The sequence below is a fragment of the Pantoea sp. UBA4549 genome (genome assembly GCF_002387285.1).
In the GTDB taxonomy this organism is placed as follows: Bacteria; Pseudomonadota; Gammaproteobacteria; order Enterobacterales; family Enterobacteriaceae; genus Pantoea; species Pantoea borealis.
Map to the genome: position 1 here is coordinate 32,488 of NZ_DGLH01000015.1, position 17,187 is coordinate 49,674.

The following is a 17,187-nucleotide window of genomic DNA, read 5'->3' on the forward strand; positions in this document are numbered from 1 at the left end:
GATATAACATGGTGCGCCTGTGTTGTCACCACAAGCTACAGCCAGCCTTTGCGGCGGAAGTAATAGAGCGGCAGCAGGGCAGAAGCGATCATCAGACCAAGCGCCATCGGATAGCCCCATGGCGATTGCAATTCCGGCATGAAGGAGAAGTTCATGCCATAGATGGAAGCCACGAGCGTGGGTGGCATGAAACCAACCGCCGCCACAGAGAAAATCTTGATGATGGCGTTCTGTTCAACCGAAATCAGCCCGACGATCGTATCGAGCAGAAACGTGACCTTGTTGGACAGAAAATCCACATAGGCGGTCAGGGATTGCGTGTCGCGCTCCAGCGACTTGATCCAGCTACGCGTTTCCTTCTTGCCGGCTGCCGGATTGTTGATGGCCGACAGATAGACCAGCATACGGCTGATACCCGCCAGACTTTCGCGCATTCGCGAGAGGAAGGTTCCCTGTCCACCGATCTGGGTCAATATGTGCCGGAAATCCTCCGTCGTCATCGGGCGGGCTTTCGGCTGGCGGCGATAGATGGAGTGCGAGGCCGCATCGATTTTACCTGCCACGCCTTCCAGAATATCGGCAAGCCGGTTCGTGGTGGCTTCGGTGATGCCAAGCATGATCGACAAGCCCGAGCACTTGGCTGATATCAGCCCGTTGCCCCGCTTGGTCGAGCGGAGGATATAGGTGCTGAACGATTTCGGATTGGCATAGCGCACGGTTATCAGCCGCGAGCCGTGCAGAATGAAGGTGACCGGAGCAAGCTCGCGGTGGTCGAGATCGACCGCGTGCAGGATCGGCACGGTGAGATATTGTGCGCCGGTTTCCATATAGAAGCGGCTCGATTCCTCGATCTCCGTCATGTCTTCGCGGGTCGGGATTGAAATGCCTATCCATGCCTCGACAATACTGTCTTCATTGACGCCGGGAGCAAACAGATCGATCCAGATCACATTCTCGGGCAACGGAGTACCGGGCTCGACTTCCACTTGCTCGAGGTGGTCTCCGGAAAGGCTGTAAAGTGTGATCATACTGGCACCTGAAGTCTGGCCCGAAATCTCGAGCGGCTGGATTATGGGGCACTTTGCGCGAAAATTGTTAACGGAATGCGGCAGTGGTTACCAGTGTGACAACAGGATTTTCAAATCCGCCGCACCAGCCCGCAATCAGCTTTCTTCATGACGGTTGACAGCTTCATTACTCAGGTTTAATTCATCAAGTCATCAGATGACTTTGGTGAAGGTATGAAGGCAATATCCCGCAAGACATTGACGGATTCGGCCACGCAGGCATTGCGTGGAGAAATAACGTCCGGACGCTGGACGATCGGCGACCAGTTGCCAAATGAAGCAGCACTTTCTGCAACGCTCGATGTCAGTCGCGGCACGGTGCGGGAAGCTGTGCGGGCGCTGGTGGCACAGGGAATGCTGGAAACTCGGCAGGGTTCGGGGACCTATGTCCGTTCCACCGCCGACACGGTGCGCAGCCTCGACCGCATCCGCCATACCAGCTTGCGCGACCGCTTCGAGACCCGGGCAGTTCTTGAAACGGAGGCAGCGCGGCTTGCCGCCTTGCGCATCACGTCCAAGGGGATTGTCCATCTGGAGAAAATGCTGGCACAGCGCGGCAATCGCGATGAACTCGACCGGACAACTTTCGTGGCCCGGGACTTTGCCTTTCATGAGGCCATTGTTGCGGCCTCGGGCAACAGCGCACTGATCGAGGTCTATGCCTTTTTCTCCGCCTCCATTCGCGAATCCATAGAAGCCACGCTCGACGGCGAACTGCCTGAGCCAAACCATGAAGCGCACCGACAGATCGTTGAAGCCATCGCCTCGGGTGATCCTGACAAGGCCGGTGCAACGGTTCGTCGCTTCATGGCGCCCCTGATTGAAGAACTTGAAAGGTTGCTGGCATCATGAGCCACACAAACACAGCCCTGTCGGATACGGCGAAAAACGAGGCGATGCTGCAGCCAGAGGCGCTTGTCGACGCTGAGGTGGACAGCGTTCCGCCGCCGCCAGTCCAGCAGCCGCCAAGCAAGGCGATGCGCATTTTGCTGGGTCTGAGCCTCGTACTGATCGCCGCCAATCTGCGACCGGTATTTTCCAGCGTTTCCGTGCTTTTGCCGGAAATCATCGATGCCACCGGCATGTCGTCCATTGCGGCCGGTATTCTGACCACTTTGCCGGTTGTTTGCCTTGGTGTCTTTGCGCCGTTTGCACCACGGCTGGCGCAGCGTTTCGGCGCCGAACGTGTCCTGCTTTTCGTGCTGGTCGTGCTGACTGTCGGCACCGCCATTCGCGGCGTCGGTTCGTTCTATTCGCTCTATATAGGCGCAGCATTGGCCGGTGCCGCCATTGCGACAGGCAACGTGCTACTTCCGGGCGTCGTCAAGCGTGATTTCCCGAAAACTGCGGCCATCATGACCGGCCTTTATACGATGGCATTATGCGGCGGCGCTGCCTCCGCAGCCGGTTTCACCATTCCCATCAAGGGGATGCTCGGCGGTTCCTGGAACCTTGCCTTGGCTTTCTGGTCTGTTCCGGCGGCAGTCGTTTTGCTGTTGTGGCTGCCGCAGGCCATGCGTGCGAAACACAATGTCGCCCATTCTGGTTTCAAGGTGATCGGCTTGTGGAAGGACAAGCTGGCCTGGCAGGTAACCCTGTTCATGGGGCTGCAATCCTCCACTGCCTATATCGTTTTCGGATGGCTGGCGCCGATCCTGCGCGAACAGGGCCTCAGCCCGGCAGCGGCAGGCGGTCTGGTTTCCTTTTCGATCCTGGCGCAGGTCATCACTTGTCTCGCAGTACCGTCGATTGCTACCCGCCAGAAGAACCAGAGCCTGCTCAATGTCATTCTCTGCGCCTGTGCAGCTTTGCCGTTGATCGGCTTTCTCTATTTGCCGCTATGGACCTATTGGGGACTGGCGGTCATTCAGGGCATCGGGCAAGGCGGTCTCATCGCCGCCGCCATGATGGTGATTGTGCTGCGGGCGCCGGACTCACACACGGCGGCGCATCTGTCCGGCATGGCGCAGTGCGTAGGCTATACGCTTGCCGCAATCGGCCCGCTGATCGTAGGGTTGATCCACAGCGCAACGGGCAGCTTTACCGCCTGTGGCCTCTTTTTCGCCGTGTTGGGGTTGGGCGCTGCCATCGCCGGATGGGGAGCCGGGCGCGCGCAACATGTAGGTGTGCAGGTAATCAAGGAATAGCAGCAACAAAAAACCCCGGCAGAACCGGGGTTTTTCTTTATTTCTGCATGAAAGGCATCAGGCCTTTTCGTACAGCTCTTCGACGAATTCCCAATTGATGAGGCTGTCGACAAAGGCTTCGAGGTATTTCGGACGCAGATTGCGGTAATCGACATAGTAGGAATGTTCCCACACGTCGACGCCGAGGATCGGCGTTGCGCCATGAACCAGCGGGTTTTCGCCGTTCGGGGTCTTGGAGATTTCGAGCTTGCCGTCCTTGACCGACAGCCAGGCCCAGCCCGAACCGAACTGGCCGACACCGGCAGCGATGAAATCCGCACGAAACTTGTCGTAGCCGCCAAGATCTGACTCGATTGCCTTTTCAAGCTTGCCCGGCAGCTTCTTGCCGCCGCCGTTCTTCTTCATCCACTTCCAGAACAGGATATGGTTGTAGTGCTGGCCGGCATTGTTGAAGAGGCCCTGGTTCTTGCCGTAGCTTTCCTTGACGATCTCTTCAAGGCTCTTGCCTTCGAGGCCGGAGCCTTCAAGCAGCTTGTTGCCATTGGTGACATAGGCCTGATGGTGCTTGTCGTGATGAAGTTCAAGCGTCTCGCGCGACATGAAAGGCGCAAGGGCGTCATAGTCATACGGCAGGGCGGGCAGTTCGAAAGCCATTGGAAACTCTCCTCTTTTCTTTCTGCTTACATGGCAACTTACGTGGGCAGCTTGCGGCGGGCCGAGCAGATGCTGCCTCAAAACTTGCGTGCGGAATCTACATAGGCCGCATCGGTGCGGGCGGCAATGGCGCGAATGAGCAATTTAGTTTCAAGACAATGAATTATTATTGAAATCACAGTAGGATGGCGCAATTCTAGATTTTATGCTTCGCGATGCGTGGCGGACCCTCACAGGAGGAAATGGTGTCCTATAGTTCTTATGTCTTCGACGCTTATGGCACATTATTCGATGTCCATTCGGCGGTGCGGCGACATGCAGACAAAGCCGGGCCGGACGGACGGGCATTTTCCGAACTGTGGCGCGCAAAGCAGCTCGAATATTCCTGGGTGCTGAGCCTGATGGGTGCCTATAGTGATTTCTGGAAGCTGACCGAGGATTCGCTCGATTTCGCATTCGCACGCTACCCTTCTGTCGATCCGGCGCTGCGCAATGACCTGCTCGATGCCTACTGGAAGCTCGATTGCTATCCGGAAGTGCCTGCGGCCCTCAAAAGCCTGAAGGAAAAGGGCGCACGGCTTGCAATTCTTTCCAACGGCTCACCCGCGATGCTGGAATCCGCCGTTCGTTCTGCAGCGCTCGACGTCCTGCTTGACGACGTGATTTCGGTCGATGAAGTCAGGAAATACAAGACCGCCCCCGCCGTCTATGAGCTCGTCACTTTGCAATGGCGGCTTTATCCTTCTGCAATCTCGTTCCAGTCCTCGAACCGCTGGGATGTGGCAGGTGCGGTACGGTTCGGTATGCGCGGGGTCTGGATCAATCGGACCAACCAGCCCGACGAATACAAGCAGTTCGCTCCGGCATTGATTCTGCCAAGTCTCCAATTGCTTGATTGAGTAATCACTAAAATTTGAACTTTCCCGGTTTATGGAAAGCAGGCTCCTGCACCCAAAATTGTGTCGCGGCTGCAACACGAGTCGCGCTGGTGGGCTTTCGCCACGTTTAGGCCGCATTACGAACGGGTGTACGCCACATTTCTCGGGCGTTTTCCGTGCAACCAAACACCGGAAACAGCCGTTTGAGGCCGTTTCGACAGCTCACCGCGTATCTGCCACAATTGGCCGGGTCGCAATTCGTTAACCCTGAATGTGTATCTGTAACTCCTCCCGTCACCAAACTGGTTTTCATATGCAAACGACCCTTACCCGCCGTTCCTTTCTGACGGCAATGACAGCAACAGCGGCCGCCGGTCTGGCCGGTTGCGCTCAGTTGGGGCAGAATGTTCCAATCATTGATGTGGATCAGTCGGGCAACCCGATCAACCGCACCCCGCAGGCCAATGTCGACTCTTCCTATGGCGGCTGGGCGCAGATGTACGCCGCCGTCGAGGATGGCGGCTTCCAGCTTCCGGCAATTCCGATCCAGAAGATGGACAAGCGCTTCCTGCGTCAGGTTGTGCAGGATCCAACCGGCGAACTGCCCGGTACGATCGTCATCGATACGGCTAACCGCTTCTGCTATCTCGTCCTCGAAAACGGACAGGCGATGCGCTACGGCGTCGGCATCGGCCGCGAAGGCTTCGCATGGTCTGGCCGTGCTGTGATCCAGTACAAGCGCCAGTGGCCGCGCTGGACCCCGCCAGATGAAATGGTCGCCCGCCAGCCGGAACTGGTGCAGTACAGCGCCAAGAACGGCGGCATGGCTCCGGGCCTCAAGAACCCGCTCGGCGCTCGCGCACTCTATATTTTCCAGGACGGCAAAGACACGCTGTACCGCCTGCACGGTAATCCGGAATGGTGGTCCATTGGCAAGGCGGTTTCTTCGGGCTGCGTACGCTTCCTGAACCAGGACATCATCGATCTCTATGATCGCGTTCCGGCGAAGTCACCAATTCTGGTGATGTAATAGCGAGTGCTGAAACGGCAGATTGCAAAGCCCCGGACAGTCAACTGTCCGGGGCTTTTTCTATTGTGTCGCGCCAACTTGCCGCCACCTTGAAAATAAGTCACTTTCCGCGCGGACAAATCGTCGGAACAAGGGGAGGGAAGTCATGTCCGAGGAAAAAACTGCCAAGGAAACGGTGAAGGGGCCTGCGTCCTATTTCCCGTCCATCGAGAAAAAGTACGGACAGCCTGTCCAGCATTGGCTTTCGCTGATTGAGCAGCGAAAGGGTGACAAGCATATGGAAATCGTCAACTGGCTGAAGTCGGAATTCGAGATGGGACACGGTCACGCCAATGCCCTCGTAGCCTACGCTCTCGCCAAACCGGCGAAGGCGTGATTCTCAAGCATGTCTCCCGAACGCGAGTATCGATTTCGGGAGACATGGTTGAAAAACAAACGGTTGGAGCATTTCCACTGGTTCAGTCAAAACAGGAAATGCTCCAGCGCTTTCTATCGTTTGAAGCCGCCGAGAATGCCGCGCACCAATGCGCGGCCAAGCGAATTGCCGACCGAGCGGACGACGGATTTCATCGCGGCTTCCGCAACCGTCTGGCGGCCGGAGCGACGGCCAGTGCCAAGTACGGTGCCGACGAGATCGCCAAGAATGCCACCGCCGCCCTCTTCCTTGGTCTTTTGCTGGGCTGCTGCTGCATTCTGCGCCTTGCGGGCCAGCATTTCAAAAGCGGAATCACGGTCCACAACCTGATCATATTGCCCGGCAACCGGGCTTGCAGCGATGATCTTGGCGCGTTCTTCCGGCGTCAGCGGGCCGATGCGCGATGAAGGCGGACGCATCAGCGTGCGCTGCACGATGGAAGGCACGCCTTTTGCCTGAAGCGTGGAAACCAGTGCTTCACCGGTGGCGAGATTGGTGATCGCCTGGAACGTGTTGAAATCCGGGTTCGGACGGAACGTATCGGCTGCGGTCTTCACGGCATTGGTTTCGCGCGGCGTATAGGCTCGAAGCGCGTGCTGCACGCGATTGCCAAGCTGTGCCAGGACCGTTTCCGGCACGTCGAGCGGGTTCTGCGTCACGAAATAAACGCCGACGCCCTTGGAGCGGATCAGGCGCACCACCTGTTCGACACGGTCGACAAGTGCCTTCGGCGCTTCATCGAAGAGAAGGTGGGCTTCGTCGAAGAAGAAGACGAGCCGCGGCTTGTCGGGATCGCCGACTTCCGGCAGTTCCTCGAACAGTTCCGACATCAGCCAGAGCAGGAAGGTGGAATAGAGCCGTGGGCTCATCATTAGCTTGTCGGCGGCGAGTACGCTCACCACGCCACGCCCGTCGGTCGTGGTGCGCATAAGGTCCGAAATCTTGAGCGCTGGTTCCCCGAAGAATTTCGAGCCGCCCTGCTGATCGAGGACCAGAAGCGAACGCTGGATCGCGCCCACCGAAGCCTTGTTCACATTGCCGTACCTGCCGGAAAGCTCTGCCGAGCGCTCCGCCATTTCAGCGAGAATGGCCTGCAAATCCTTCAGGTCCAGAAGCAGCAAGCCTTCTTCATCCGCCAGGCGGAAGGCAATGTTCAGCACGCCTTCCTGCGCATCGGTCAAGCTCATCAGGCGCGACAGGAGCAGCGGCCCCATCTCTGAAATGGTAGCGCGGACGGGATGGCCCTGTTCCCCGAAAATATCCCAGAAGATCACAGGCGCGGCGCGCATTTCGTAAGGGTCGAGCTTCACTTCCGCCGCACGCTTGATGAGGCCGTCATTTTGAACGCCGATGGCGCCAATGCCGGAAAGGTCGCCCTTGATGTCAGCGCAGAAAACGGGAACGCCAGCCGCCGAAAAGCTTTCGGCCAGAACCTGCAGCGTGACTGTTTTACCCGTGCCTGTCGCGCCGGTGACGAGGCCGTGCCGGTTACCGTATTTCAGCGCTAGATATTCCGGCTGCTGGTAGGAGTCGTCAGGCTTGCGGCTCGCGCCAAGAAAAATAGCGTCTTCGGCAGTCATCAGGCAGCTTGCTCCCTCTGTTCAACTATAATAGCAGGGCGCTAAGATGCCAAGGCATCACGCCCTGAAAATGCTCAATTGCCGCACGGGCTTAACCAAGTCTCGATGACTCAAACTCGATGAGACTTGGTATAACTTACGATATAGAGCAAAACCCGGCCGGAGTGAAACGAGGATCGGTAAGATTATGCCGGAGCGTGGCCCTCAACGCGCCGGATAGCCGTTCGGGTGCGCCGGAATGGCCTTCAGATAGGCGGCAATGGCATTGCGATCCGCTTCGGCAAGATGGGCCATATTCGCAACCACGTCGGTCATCGAGCCGCCAAGCGAATCGAAATCCGGGGTAAAGCCGCTCTGTAATGCATAGGAGATGTCTTTCTCGCTCCAGCCGCCGATGCCCGCTTCGTCCGGCGTGATGTTCGGAACAATGCCTCGTTTTCCGTCACTGCCGGTTTCCGGTGACTGTGATCCGGCCAGCCACTTGCCGGTATTCAGCCCGCCAATTGTGTTGCGCGGCGTGTGGCATTCGCCGCAATGGCCAAGCGCCTCTGTCAGATACTGGCCGCGCTTCACGTGATCGGAGGCATTTGCGATTTCCACCACAGGCCGGTCGGTCAGGTAAAGCTGCTTCCAGAGGCCGAGCCCTCGCCGGATATTGAAAGGGAAGGAGAGCTTATGCGGGGCCGCGACATTGTCGGAAGGCGGCAGCGTTTTCATAAAGGCAAAGAGGTCGGCCACATCCTGCGGCTGCATCCTTGTATAAGAGGTGTAGGGGAAGGACGGATAAAGATGCTCATCCTGCTTTCCGACGCCTTTCAGCATAGCATTGGCAAAATCTTGAATAGTCCATGTGCCGATACCTTGCTCGGATGGCGAAATATTGGGTGCAATGAAAGTCCCGAAATCTGAAACCAGCTCATGGCCGCCCGCCAGCACCTTGCGCGCATCACCCGAGGCACCGGGTGCGGCATGGCAGGAAGCGCAGCCGCCCGCCCAGAAAACCTGTTCGCCCTTGACGGGGTCGCCGGGCTTCATCGCGTCCAGCACGGTCGCGTCCACCTTCTGCGGTGTGGTCAGAATCCAGAAAGCCGCAGCTCCAAGGACGACCACGGCGCCTGCGACATATGCCAGTTTTCGGACCATTCCATCCGTTCCCGTCTGGCGGTTCCGGCGATTGCGGACCGCTCTTATGGCTGTCATTCAACAGGGTCGTTAGAGCGCGGGGCATTGGCACCGCGCCACTCACATCCAGCACACCGAATGTTTCCGTCCGGTGTGCTCTGTGTCAACAGTGAAGATCAGTTCTTCTTGACGCGAAAGGCCTGATGGCAGGAACCACAATTGGCGGCGACCTGCTGGAAGGCTGGCTTCAGCGCATCCAGATCCTGCGGCTTGGCTGCCAGTGCTGCTGCAGCATCGGTCTGGAATTTATCGACATGCTTGACGAAGTCATCCTTGTTTTCCCAGATTTTCGGAGAAGCTTCGGTGTCACCCTGATCAGAACCAGCAGGGAACAGCGTGTCCACGTCCAGCTTCCTGGCGTCGGCATCGATTTTTTCGAGTGCAGCAAGAGCTGTGGCTGCGTCGAACGGCTTCTCGCCCTTAACCATGGGAGCAATCGACCCAACCGAACGTCCAAGGTCCTTCATGATTGCCTGACGATCGGCGATGACGTCGGCCTGTGCGACACCGGCAACCAATACCGCTGCAGAGCTGACAGTCAGGAAAAACAAACGCATACGATTCTCCATATTTAAAAAATGAACAAAAATTCTCCCTTTGGTTCAAATATCCGATACAATCCTGGACATTGCAATCATCGCATCGAGTAAATCCCCAATGCGGCAAGTATCATTCTGAATTTATAGGGATTATTACATTGGATTCACGTTATCGTGAAAAACATGACTTAAATACTATTGTTTTATACTGAAGGATTTTTCAGCAAAAGTGCAAGCCTCCTGCGGAGGAAATCAGCCCATCATTCACGCGGCTGCATCCGGTTCGGGAGAAAGACATGCGTGAAGACAAAGAGAGAGCATTTCCAATGGTTAAATCAAAACAGGAGAGGCTCCAGGCTGTCCAAATAAAGGCCCCAGAAACCGGGGCCTTTTCGAGCATGTAAACTTTAATCAGACGAACTGGCCGAGGCCCGGAATTGCACCGATGACGGCATCAACTGGTTCGTCACCGGCCTTTTCCTTGGCGAAGCGGATGGTTTCCTTGGCAACGCCGGAAATTTCACCCATGCCGAGGCCAGCGCCCATGAGCTGCGAGCCGAGACCCATCACGCCGCCCATCAGGCCAGACAGAAAGCCGCCGCCCTTGACCTGCGCGATTGCTTCGTCGGCACCGGGGAATGCTGCTAGAAGTTTCTGGACTTCCGCTGCCGGACCCTCCTTCTGCAGGAAGGCGAGGATCATGCCGACTGCCTTTTCTGCCGTTGCCGCATCGATGCCAACTTTGGAGGTGATGCGTGCGATCAGTTCTTCCATAGAAACTCTCCCAAAAATCTTACGTTTACGTAATATGCATTCTCGCCTTCGCATTGCAAGCCGCCATGAGCGAAAATATTAGAGCATTTCCGTTTTTTTCTGAATCGGCAGCGGTCCCAAATCAGTTTTGTTGTGATCTCATGTCCGTTTTCAAGGATTTTGGCATAGGTTTCCGTCTCGCCTTTTGGCGTCAGGACTAATGGGCTGCCTATTGCAGGACGCGGCGGCATTGAGACGACGGTTGATCAGACTCTGATGCGCGGGTTGGATAGCGCAAGACCGTGGTTCGTCTCGGGCCTTCCTCTGTCTCACATGGCGCGGGTTGCCGTTTCAGGCTCGCAGAATCACAACGAGGGTTACCCTGACCGGCCGCCACGCCCAGCAATAAGCAGCGTAATGGAATTGAACTTGTTCTCTCCTTCGCGTTGATCCCTTTTCGTCAGGCTGCCTTTGTTGGGGTAGTCGGAACTGTCGTCGCAATCGCCCAGACGAAGGCAGCAAGCTCACGTGCGATTGCAACGATGACGATATTGGTGGGACGGCCACCGGCCTGCATACGCCGGTATCGCTGGCATAGCCGTACTTGAGCCTTCCAGGCGATTGCCCTGATCTCTTCAGGCAACCCCTCGCTTCGCTTCAGAATTTCCTGGCCGACACGCGCTGGCAATCTATAGGTCCATGCGCCTTCGACCAGCATCCGCCGCGCACGGGTATTGCCCGCCTTAGTAATGGACCCACGCACGACGCTTGCGCCTGTGGAATGCTCCCTGGGGACCAGTCCCAGCCAGGCCATGAATTGACGTGGGTTTCTGAAGCGTCTGAAGTCACCGATCTCCGAGACCAGGGTCACCGCCGATATCTGTGCGACACCGCGCAAAGCCTGGATCGCTTCCACCACGGGGTTGAGCGACCAGTCAGGCAGGAGCGCCAGCATCTGTTGGGTCAGCCGTTCACGCCGTTCCTCGATTTGCTCGATGGCACGAATATATTCTTCCATGGCGATTTGCTGCGCCCGGTGATCGAACCGCTGGGTCGCCAGCCAATTGCGATGTGCTTTTGTCCAATGAGAGCGGCCTTCGAAGATCCGGCCGTGGCGAAGCAAAAATGACAAGAGATGCTGGCGTGCCCGTCGCATATCAGAGACCGCCGTTTCCCTCGCCCGGCAAAGATCGCGCATGGCCTCATGCGTCTCGTCGGGAACCCAGATGGATGACAGCTCACCGGCGCGCAACAAAGCAGCTAACGCCAGCGCATCGCGGCGATCCGTTTTGATCTGAAGCCCCGGACGCGTTGGAATGAGCGACGGTGCGACGACAAGGCATTCATGGCCGAGACCTGAAAGCTGGCGATACAATCCATAACCCGTCGGGCCGGCCTCGTAGCAAAAGCACAAGCGCTCGTGACGCCCCGCCAGCTTATCGACAAATTTGCGCACAGCATCAGCGCGGTTGGCAATTTCGCCGTAATAGCGAACCTCTCCATTGCGACCTGCTTCCGCAAGGTCGACCACGATTTTTTCCTTGCTCACATCCAAACCAACATAAAGTGCAGTATCATCGACCACGGCTCGTCTCCTATGTTTGAGGCTCTGGCTGCAAAGCTAACCCTCGTTGCCAACAAATTGCGAGACGAGCCACCCAACCGATCAAGGACATGGGCTCTCATTGATTCTGGCTGGATGAAGGCCAGCATCCGATGACCGCACCGATATCGAATGATCTTCGCGAGCGCGTTGTTTCAGCCATGCTGAGCGACGAAAGCGTTCGTTGCGTGGCGCCGCGGTTTGAAATTGCCGCGTCTTCAGTTGTGAAATGATCGCAGCGCCATCGTGCGACCGGATCGGTTCGTCCCGGCAAGATGGGCGGCCATCGCAAGCGGATACTTGAACCGCATCGTGATATCATTGTGCAACGGCTCGCCGAGAACCCGCACCTGACGTTGCATGGCCTGAAGGCGGCGTTGACCGAGCGAGGTATGTCCGTCTCGCACAATACGATCTGGGAATTCAGGGATCGCGCGTGGTTTCACCTGCACTCCATGCACACAGCTGCAGAATCTTTTTGGGCGCTTGAAATCGAGCTGTAATGGTAATACCTTATTTTAAAATGGTATTACAAAGGTGTGGCAATGACAACGACGGTGACATCGAAGGGCCAAGTTACGATTCCAAAAGCAGTTCGGGAATTGCTCGGAATCAAGCCTGGAACCAAAGTAGATTTTCATAGAACGTCCGATGGAAATGTATTTCTTGTTAAAGCTGATGCGCCAAGAACACTAAATCGATTCCAGAAGCTGCGCGGTCACGCCGGCAAGGGACTCGACACAGATGCAATTATGGCGCTGACACGTGGTGAAACGTGACTCTGGTTGACACAAACGTTCTTCTGGATCTTGCGACAGATGATCCACAGTGGGCGGAATGGTCGATTGGCCAACTTGAAACCGCAAGTCTGACGGGACCGTTGCTGATTAATGAAGTGATCTACGCAGAACTCGCAGTTCGTTATGAACGAATTGAAGACCTGGATCATTTTATTGAGGCTGCCGGCCTTCAAATGGCCTCGCTTCCCAGAGAAGCGCTTTTTCTGGCAGGCAAAGTCTTTACCCAATATCGAAGAGCAGGGGGCTCGCGAACTGGTGTTCTGACCGATTTTTTCATTGGCGCGCATGCAGCAGTTCAGCAAATACCACTGTTGACGCGAGATGTCGGACGTTACCGAACATATTTTCCGACGGTTGCGCTGATTACTCCCAACTTATTGTAAACGGCGCAATAATTGGTCCCCTCGCTCTGTGGCTGCACGGAAAGCACCGCAGCGGCTACGATGACGGACAGATACCCTAATTCTTCGACAGGCTGGCAGCAAAGCCAAAGGACATAAATATGCATGAAATCATCTGCCCGCATTGCAACAAAGCATTCAAGATCGACGAAGCTGGCTATGCAGATATCCTGAAACAGGTTCGCGATAGTGATTTTGAGAAGCAGCTGCACGAACGTCTGGAGTTGGCTGAACAGGACAAGCGGAGCGCCGTCGAGCTGGCACAGGCCAAAGTTACCAGTGAATTGCAGAAAGCGACTTCAGCCAAGGATTTTGAAATCCAGGAACTGAAGGCAAAACTCGAAGCTGGGGAAGTCACACAGAAATTGGCGGTGGCCGAGGCTTTGAGCATCGTGGAGAAAGAACGCGATGCCCTTTTGAACGATCTTGAAAATTCCAGACGTGAGCAGGAGGCTGCGTCAAAACTGGCTGAGGCGAAGCTTATTGCGGAATTACAGAAAGCCGCTTCAACCAAAGATGCCGAGATCCAAAGCCTGACGGCTAAACTTAACGCGGGCGAGCTTTTACAGAAGCTTGCTCTTACCGAAGCTGTCAGCGCAGTTGAGAAAGAACGAGACGAACTAAAGAGCGGTCTGGATCGTGTCGCACTTGAAAAGCAGCTTGCCGAAACAGCCCTTAAGGATAAATACGAAACACAGCTTAAGGACCGCGACGAGGCAATCGAGCGTCTGAGGGACATGAAAGCGAAACTGTCGACAAAAATGATCGGTGAGACGCTGGAACAGCATTGCGCGACCGAATTCGACCGCATTCGCGCTACCGCTTTTCCACGCGCTTACTTTGAAAAGGACAATGACGCACGCGATGGCAGCAAGGGGGATTTTATCTTCCGCGATCTAGACGATGCAGGTTCGGAAATTGTTTCGATCATGTTTGAGATGAAGAATGAGAACGACGAAACAGCGACCAAGAAGAGGAACGAAGATTTCCTCAAAGAGCTCGACAAGGACCGTAGCGCGAAGGGTTGCGAATATGCCGTTCTGGTTTCGCTGCTTGAGCCTGAGAGTGAGCTCTATAACACCGGGATCATCGACGTATCTCACCGCTACCCAAAAATGTATGTTGTTCGACCGCAATTCTTCATCCCAATCATTACGCTATTGCGCAATGCGGCAATGAGTTCGCTCAAGTACAAGACGGAACTGGCACTGGTGCGGGCGCAAAACATCGACATTACAAACTTTGAATCCCAGCTCGACGACTTCAAAGCTGCATTCGGGCGTAACTGGCGACTGGCTTCAGAAGGCTTCGAGGAAGCAGTCAGACGTATTGATGAGGCCATCAAGGATCTGGAAAAAACGAAAGATGCGCTTCACAAGTCGGCCAACAATCTGAGGCTGGCAAACGACAAGGCTGAGGACCTGACGGTCAAGCGACTTACGCGTGGGAATCCGACGATGGCTGCAAAATTCTCCGAAATCAGGCAGGAGATGTCTGATCCTGAATGAAACAGGTATCGTAAACGTCGTTTGTGAGAACCTGGCGTGCGGTAGCGGCGAACTGTTCATCGCAGATGTATCCCAAGCGGGAAGGCGGTTAACGCATGATATGCAGACGGTTTTGGGCTCGTTTGGCGATAACCGCGGGAGTTTTCGCAATCGTACACGCGCCGACGATGGCGCAACAACCGGATAATTTGGTTGCAAGTCTCCAGAAGACGGTTGATTCCTGTCTCATCTCTCCGCCAGGCGCAACGGGGAGAGTTGTCGTTTCAGCGACTTTCGGGCCGGATGGCTTACTTAAGGATAAGCCCAAGATTGTGCGGAAAGGCGAGGGGCCGCTTGAGGACACGAAGGCGAATACGGGGGGCAGGGCGATCCCGAAATGCGCGCCGCAACTCGTCGGTTTTGGTCGTCAGGGAGAAGTCATCTTCAATTTTGATCCTTCCGGTCTGCTGCCAGCCCCGCGAGATAGCGCCTCTGTCGTTGATCTCAATAGCGAACAGCTGACATCAGAGGTCAACGGAAAACGGATAATCTCGGCAGCTACAAGTCGGCAACCATCCGACAATTGATCAAAGCAGCCGGTGCGCGGCTCTGGTTCCTGCCACCCTATTCGCCGGACCTTAATCCGATCGAACAGGCCTTCTCCAAGATTAAACACTGGATGAGAAATGCACAAAAGTGCACCATCGACGACATATGGCGTCATATCGGCAGGTTGGTCGAAGCCATTCAGCTCGCCGAATGCCAAAACTATCTCGAAAATGCCGGATATGGTTCCGTCAAAAGATGAAACACCTAGAACATGATTCCGAAAAGTGGGAACCGCCTTTCGGATAAAATCGTGCTCAAACAAAAACTTAGAGCGAGACGACGATAAAACTTATAAACATCCCGCTCTTGGAGCATATGGCTCGTGAGGTGACGAGATAATTACGCTGTTCGAATTTCCTGCAATTCCAGTTCTTCGATCATGACCTGCCGCATGACGAATTTCTGGATTTTGCCGGTTACGGTCATCGGAAACTGATCCACGAAGCGGATATGGGCCGGAACCTTGTAATGCGCGATGCGCTGCCGGCAATATTCAATCAGTTCTTCTTCGGAAAGCTCGCCATCCTTGTGCAGCTTGACCCAGGCACAGATGATTTCGCCGAACTTGCGGTCGGGAATACCGAATATCTGGACATCGCTGATCGCTGGATGGGTGAAGAGGAACTCTTCTATCTCGCGGGGATAGATGTTCTCGCCGCCGCGAATGATAAGATCCTTGATGCGCCCGACAATATTGCAATAGCCTTCGTCGTCGATCGTGGCGAGGTCTCCCGTGTGCATCCAGCCCGCATCGTCTATGGCGCCAGCGGAACTTTCCGCGTCGTTCCAGTAACCGCGCATGACGCTGTAGCCCCGCGTCAGCAATTCGCCCTTTTCGCCACGCGGCAAAAGCTTGCCATCCGCATCGACGATCTTCACCTCCAGATGCGGATGGATGCGCCCGACGGTGGAAACGCGTCGTTCCAGTGGATCGTTCGTCGAACTCTGAAAGCTGACCGGGCTGGTTTCCGTCATGCCATAGGCGATGGTGATTTCGCTCTGGTGCATCTCGCTCACCACACGCCGCATCACTTCGATGGGGCAGGGCGATCCGGCCATGATGCCGGTACGCAGGCTTGAGCGGTTGAAACGGCTGAATTCCGGGTGATCCAGCATCGCAATGAACATTGTCGGCACGCCATGGAGGCCGGTGCATTGCTCCTCCTCAACGGTCTGGAGCGTCAGGAGCGGATCGAAACTCTCGTTCGGGATCACCATGCAGGAACCATGGGTCACGCAGGCAAGATTGCCGAGCACCATGCCGAAGCAATGATAAAACGGCACCGGGATGCAGAGTCGGTCCTGTTCAGAAAGCTGCATCGCCTCGCCGACGAAAAACCCGTTATTGAGGATATTGTGATGCGAGAGCGTCGCACCCTTCGGGCTGCCGGTCGTGCCGCTGGTGAACTGGATATTGATGGGATCGTCAAATTGCAGTTCTTCGGCAAGCTGCGCCAGTTCTTGCCCGGTGACTTCATCGCCGGATTGGGTGACATCGTCGAAATTCAGCATGCCCGGCGTCTGTTCCGCACCGAGCCGGATTACGCACCTTAAATTGGGAAGCCGCTCGGACATCACATGGCCGGGGCGGGCTTCATCCAGTTCAGGCACGATGCTGCGCAGAATATCGATATAGTTGCTGGTTTTCAGTGACGGTGCGAGGATGAGTGCTGCGCATTCGACTTTCCCCAGCACATATTCCAGTTCATGCGCCCGATAGGCCGGGTTGATGTTGACGAGGATCAGACCCGCCTTTGCGCTCGCAAACTGGGTGAGAATCCATTCGTGATTGTTCGGCGACCATATGCCGAGACGTTCGCCGGGGCGAAGCCCGATGGCGAGGAAGCCTTCGGCAAGCTGGTCGGTCAGTTGTCTCAGTTCGGAATAGGTCAGCCGGATATTCTGGTGCCGGACGATGACGGCAGGACGGTCGGGATATTTTTCCGCGATCTGGTCGAGATGCCGACCGATGGTATTGCCTATGAGAAGCTTGTCGCTCGCTCCATGTACATAACTGGCCTGCTGCATTTCCGATCCTCCCA

At 55.8% G+C, this 17,187-nt stretch carries 16 protein-coding genes and 2 pseudogenes; 10 read left to right on the plus strand and 8 right to left on the minus strand.

Features of this window, described 5'->3' with window-relative positions:
• Positions 1-35: 35 nt before the first annotated feature.
• Positions 36-1,028 carry a magnesium transporter CorA family protein gene (locus B3041_RS14200; RefSeq protein WP_151663381.1) on the minus strand — a complete coding sequence of 331 codons (993 nt, stop codon included), beginning with the start codon at positions 1,026-1,028 and terminating at the stop codon, positions 36-38.
• A gap of 213 nt (positions 1,029-1,241) precedes the next feature.
• Here B3041_RS14200 and B3041_RS14205 point away from each other — a divergent pair, with 213 nt between their 5' ends.
• A complete protein-coding gene (locus B3041_RS14205) occupies positions 1,242-1,919 on the plus strand; it encodes a FadR/GntR family transcriptional regulator (protein WP_151663382.1) in 678 nt (225 codons plus the stop codon).
• Complete coding sequence (locus B3041_RS14210; RefSeq protein ID WP_151663383.1) at positions 1,916-3,214, plus strand: CynX/NimT family MFS transporter; 1,299 nt, start codon at positions 1,916-1,918, stop codon at positions 3,212-3,214. The genes B3041_RS14205 and B3041_RS14210 overlap by 4 nt, the downstream gene beginning before the upstream one ends.
• Positions 3,215-3,271: 57 nt before the next feature.
• Here B3041_RS14210 and B3041_RS14215 read toward each other — a convergent pair whose 3' ends face one another.
• Positions 3,272-3,868: a superoxide dismutase gene (locus B3041_RS14215; protein WP_012092469.1), complete on the minus strand. Its 597-nt coding sequence runs from the start codon at positions 3,866-3,868 to the stop codon at positions 3,272-3,274.
• Between the two features lie 242 nt (positions 3,869-4,110).
• On the opposite strand from B3041_RS14215, the gene B3041_RS14220 reads away from it, so the two are divergent.
• From B3041_RS14220 to B3041_RS14230, 3 genes are all read left to right on the plus strand, one after another.
• The gene (locus tag B3041_RS14220) at positions 4,111-4,767 is read left to right on the plus strand and encodes a haloacid dehalogenase type II (protein ID WP_292976069.1); all 657 of its coding nucleotides are present in this window, start codon (positions 4,111-4,113) and stop codon (positions 4,765-4,767) included.
• A 292-nt stretch (positions 4,768-5,059) separates the two neighbouring features.
• Positions 5,060-5,776 (plus strand): L,D-transpeptidase, encoded by a 717-nt coding sequence (locus B3041_RS14225; protein WP_061347206.1) that lies wholly within the window; start codon positions 5,060-5,062, stop codon positions 5,774-5,776.
• Between the two features lie 145 nt (positions 5,777-5,921).
• On the plus strand, positions 5,922-6,152 hold the full coding sequence (locus tag B3041_RS14230; protein WP_109987903.1) for a DUF4287 domain-containing protein: 231 nt from the start codon (positions 5,922-5,924) through the stop codon (positions 6,150-6,152).
• 113 nt (positions 6,153-6,265) lie between these two features.
• Here B3041_RS14230 and B3041_RS14235 read toward each other — a convergent pair whose 3' ends face one another.
• The 5 genes from B3041_RS14235 to B3041_RS14255 all read right to left on the minus strand — a co-directional run bounded on the left by B3041_RS14235 (position 6,266) and on the right by B3041_RS14255 (position 11,830).
• Complete coding sequence (locus tag B3041_RS14235) at positions 6,266-7,771, minus strand: helicase HerA-like C-terminal domain-containing protein (protein ID WP_151663384.1); 1,506 nt, start codon at positions 7,769-7,771, stop codon at positions 6,266-6,268.
• A 204-nt stretch (positions 7,772-7,975) separates the two neighbouring features.
• Positions 7,976-8,914 (minus strand): cytochrome c, encoded by a 939-nt coding sequence (locus B3041_RS14240; RefSeq protein ID WP_151663465.1) that lies wholly within the window; start codon positions 8,912-8,914, stop codon positions 7,976-7,978.
• A gap of 155 nt (positions 8,915-9,069) precedes the next feature.
• Positions 9,070-9,510, minus strand: coding sequence for a c-type cytochrome (locus B3041_RS14245; RefSeq protein WP_109987906.1), 441 nt, complete (start codon positions 9,508-9,510; stop codon positions 9,070-9,072).
• 393 nt (positions 9,511-9,903) lie between these two features.
• Positions 9,904-10,266, minus strand: coding sequence for a DUF2267 domain-containing protein (locus tag B3041_RS14250; protein ID WP_109987907.1), 363 nt, complete (start codon positions 10,264-10,266; stop codon positions 9,904-9,906).
• A gap of 439 nt (positions 10,267-10,705) precedes the next feature.
• Positions 10,706-11,830, minus strand: a complete 1,125-nt coding sequence (locus B3041_RS14255; protein ID WP_151663385.1) for an IS110 family transposase — start codon at positions 11,828-11,830, stop codon at positions 10,706-10,708.
• 131 nt (positions 11,831-11,961) lie between these two features.
• Here B3041_RS14255 and B3041_RS14260 point away from each other — a divergent pair.
• From B3041_RS14260 to B3041_RS14280, 5 genes and pseudogenes are all read left to right on the plus strand, one after another.
• Positions 11,962-12,282, plus strand: a pseudogene (locus B3041_RS14260) (IS630 family transposase); the annotation flags it as partial.
• 111 nt (positions 12,283-12,393) lie between these two features.
• The gene (locus B3041_RS14265) at positions 12,394-12,627 is read left to right on the plus strand and encodes an AbrB/MazE/SpoVT family DNA-binding domain-containing protein (protein ID WP_109987910.1); all 234 of its coding nucleotides are present in this window, start codon (positions 12,394-12,396) and stop codon (positions 12,625-12,627) included.
• Positions 12,624-13,031 (plus strand): type II toxin-antitoxin system VapC family toxin, encoded by a 408-nt coding sequence (locus tag B3041_RS14270; protein WP_151663387.1) that lies wholly within the window; start codon positions 12,624-12,626, stop codon positions 13,029-13,031. The genes B3041_RS14265 and B3041_RS14270 overlap by 4 nt, the downstream gene beginning before the upstream one ends.
• 119 nt (positions 13,032-13,150) lie before the next feature.
• Entirely contained in the window at positions 13,151-14,557 is a 1,407-nt protein-coding gene (locus B3041_RS14275; RefSeq protein WP_151556500.1) for a DUF2130 domain-containing protein, read from the plus strand.
• Positions 14,558-15,080: 523 nt separating this feature from the next.
• A pseudogene (locus tag B3041_RS14280) lies at positions 15,081-15,344 on the plus strand (transposase); the annotation flags it as partial.
• Positions 15,345-15,484: 140 nt separating this feature from the next.
• Here B3041_RS14280 and B3041_RS14285 read toward each other — a convergent pair.
• A complete protein-coding gene (locus B3041_RS14285; RefSeq protein ID WP_151663388.1) occupies positions 15,485-17,173 on the minus strand; it encodes an AMP-binding protein in 1,689 nt (562 codons plus the stop codon).
• Positions 17,174-17,187: the final 14 nt, after the last annotated feature.

What these genes read in the sequence shown, in the direction of transcription:
- B3041_RS14200 (WP_151663381.1), bottom strand. Translation starts at nt 1,028, where the DNA reads ATGATCACACTTTACAGCCTTTCCGGAGACCACCTCGAGCAAGTGGAA.
- B3041_RS14205 (WP_151663382.1), top strand. Translation starts at nt 1,242, where the DNA reads ATGAAGGCAATATCCCGCAAGACATTGACGGATTCGGCCACGCAGGCA.
- B3041_RS14210 (WP_151663383.1), top strand. Translation starts at nt 1,916, where the DNA reads ATGAGCCACACAAACACAGCCCTGTCGGATACGGCGAAAAACGAGGCG.
- B3041_RS14215 (WP_012092469.1), bottom strand. Translation starts at nt 3,868, where the DNA reads ATGGCTTTCGAACTGCCCGCCCTGCCGTATGACTATGACGCCCTTGCG.
- B3041_RS14220 (WP_292976069.1), top strand. Translation starts at nt 4,111, where the DNA reads ATGGTGTCCTATAGTTCTTATGTCTTCGACGCTTATGGCACATTATTC.
- B3041_RS14225 (WP_061347206.1), top strand. Translation starts at nt 5,060, where the DNA reads ATGCAAACGACCCTTACCCGCCGTTCCTTTCTGACGGCAATGACAGCA.
- B3041_RS14230 (WP_109987903.1), top strand. Translation starts at nt 5,922, where the DNA reads ATGTCCGAGGAAAAAACTGCCAAGGAAACGGTGAAGGGGCCTGCGTCC.
- B3041_RS14235 (WP_151663384.1), bottom strand. Translation starts at nt 7,771, where the DNA reads ATGACTGCCGAAGACGCTATTTTTCTTGGCGCGAGCCGCAAGCCTGAC.
- B3041_RS14240 (WP_151663465.1), bottom strand. Translation starts at nt 8,914, where the DNA reads ATGGTCCGAAAACTGGCATATGTCGCAGGCGCCGTGGTCGTCCTTGGA.
- B3041_RS14245 (WP_109987906.1), bottom strand. Translation starts at nt 9,510, where the DNA reads ATGCGTTTGTTTTTCCTGACTGTCAGCTCTGCAGCGGTATTGGTTGCC.
- B3041_RS14250 (WP_109987907.1), bottom strand. Translation starts at nt 10,266, where the DNA reads ATGGAAGAACTGATCGCACGCATCACCTCCAAAGTTGGCATCGATGCG.
- B3041_RS14265 (WP_109987910.1), top strand. Translation starts at nt 12,394, where the DNA reads ATGACAACGACGGTGACATCGAAGGGCCAAGTTACGATTCCAAAAGCA.
- B3041_RS14275 (WP_151556500.1), top strand. Translation starts at nt 13,151, where the DNA reads ATGCATGAAATCATCTGCCCGCATTGCAACAAAGCATTCAAGATCGAC.
- B3041_RS14285 (WP_151663388.1), bottom strand. Translation starts at nt 17,173, where the DNA reads ATGCAGCAGGCCAGTTATGTACATGGAGCGAGCGACAAGCTTCTCATA.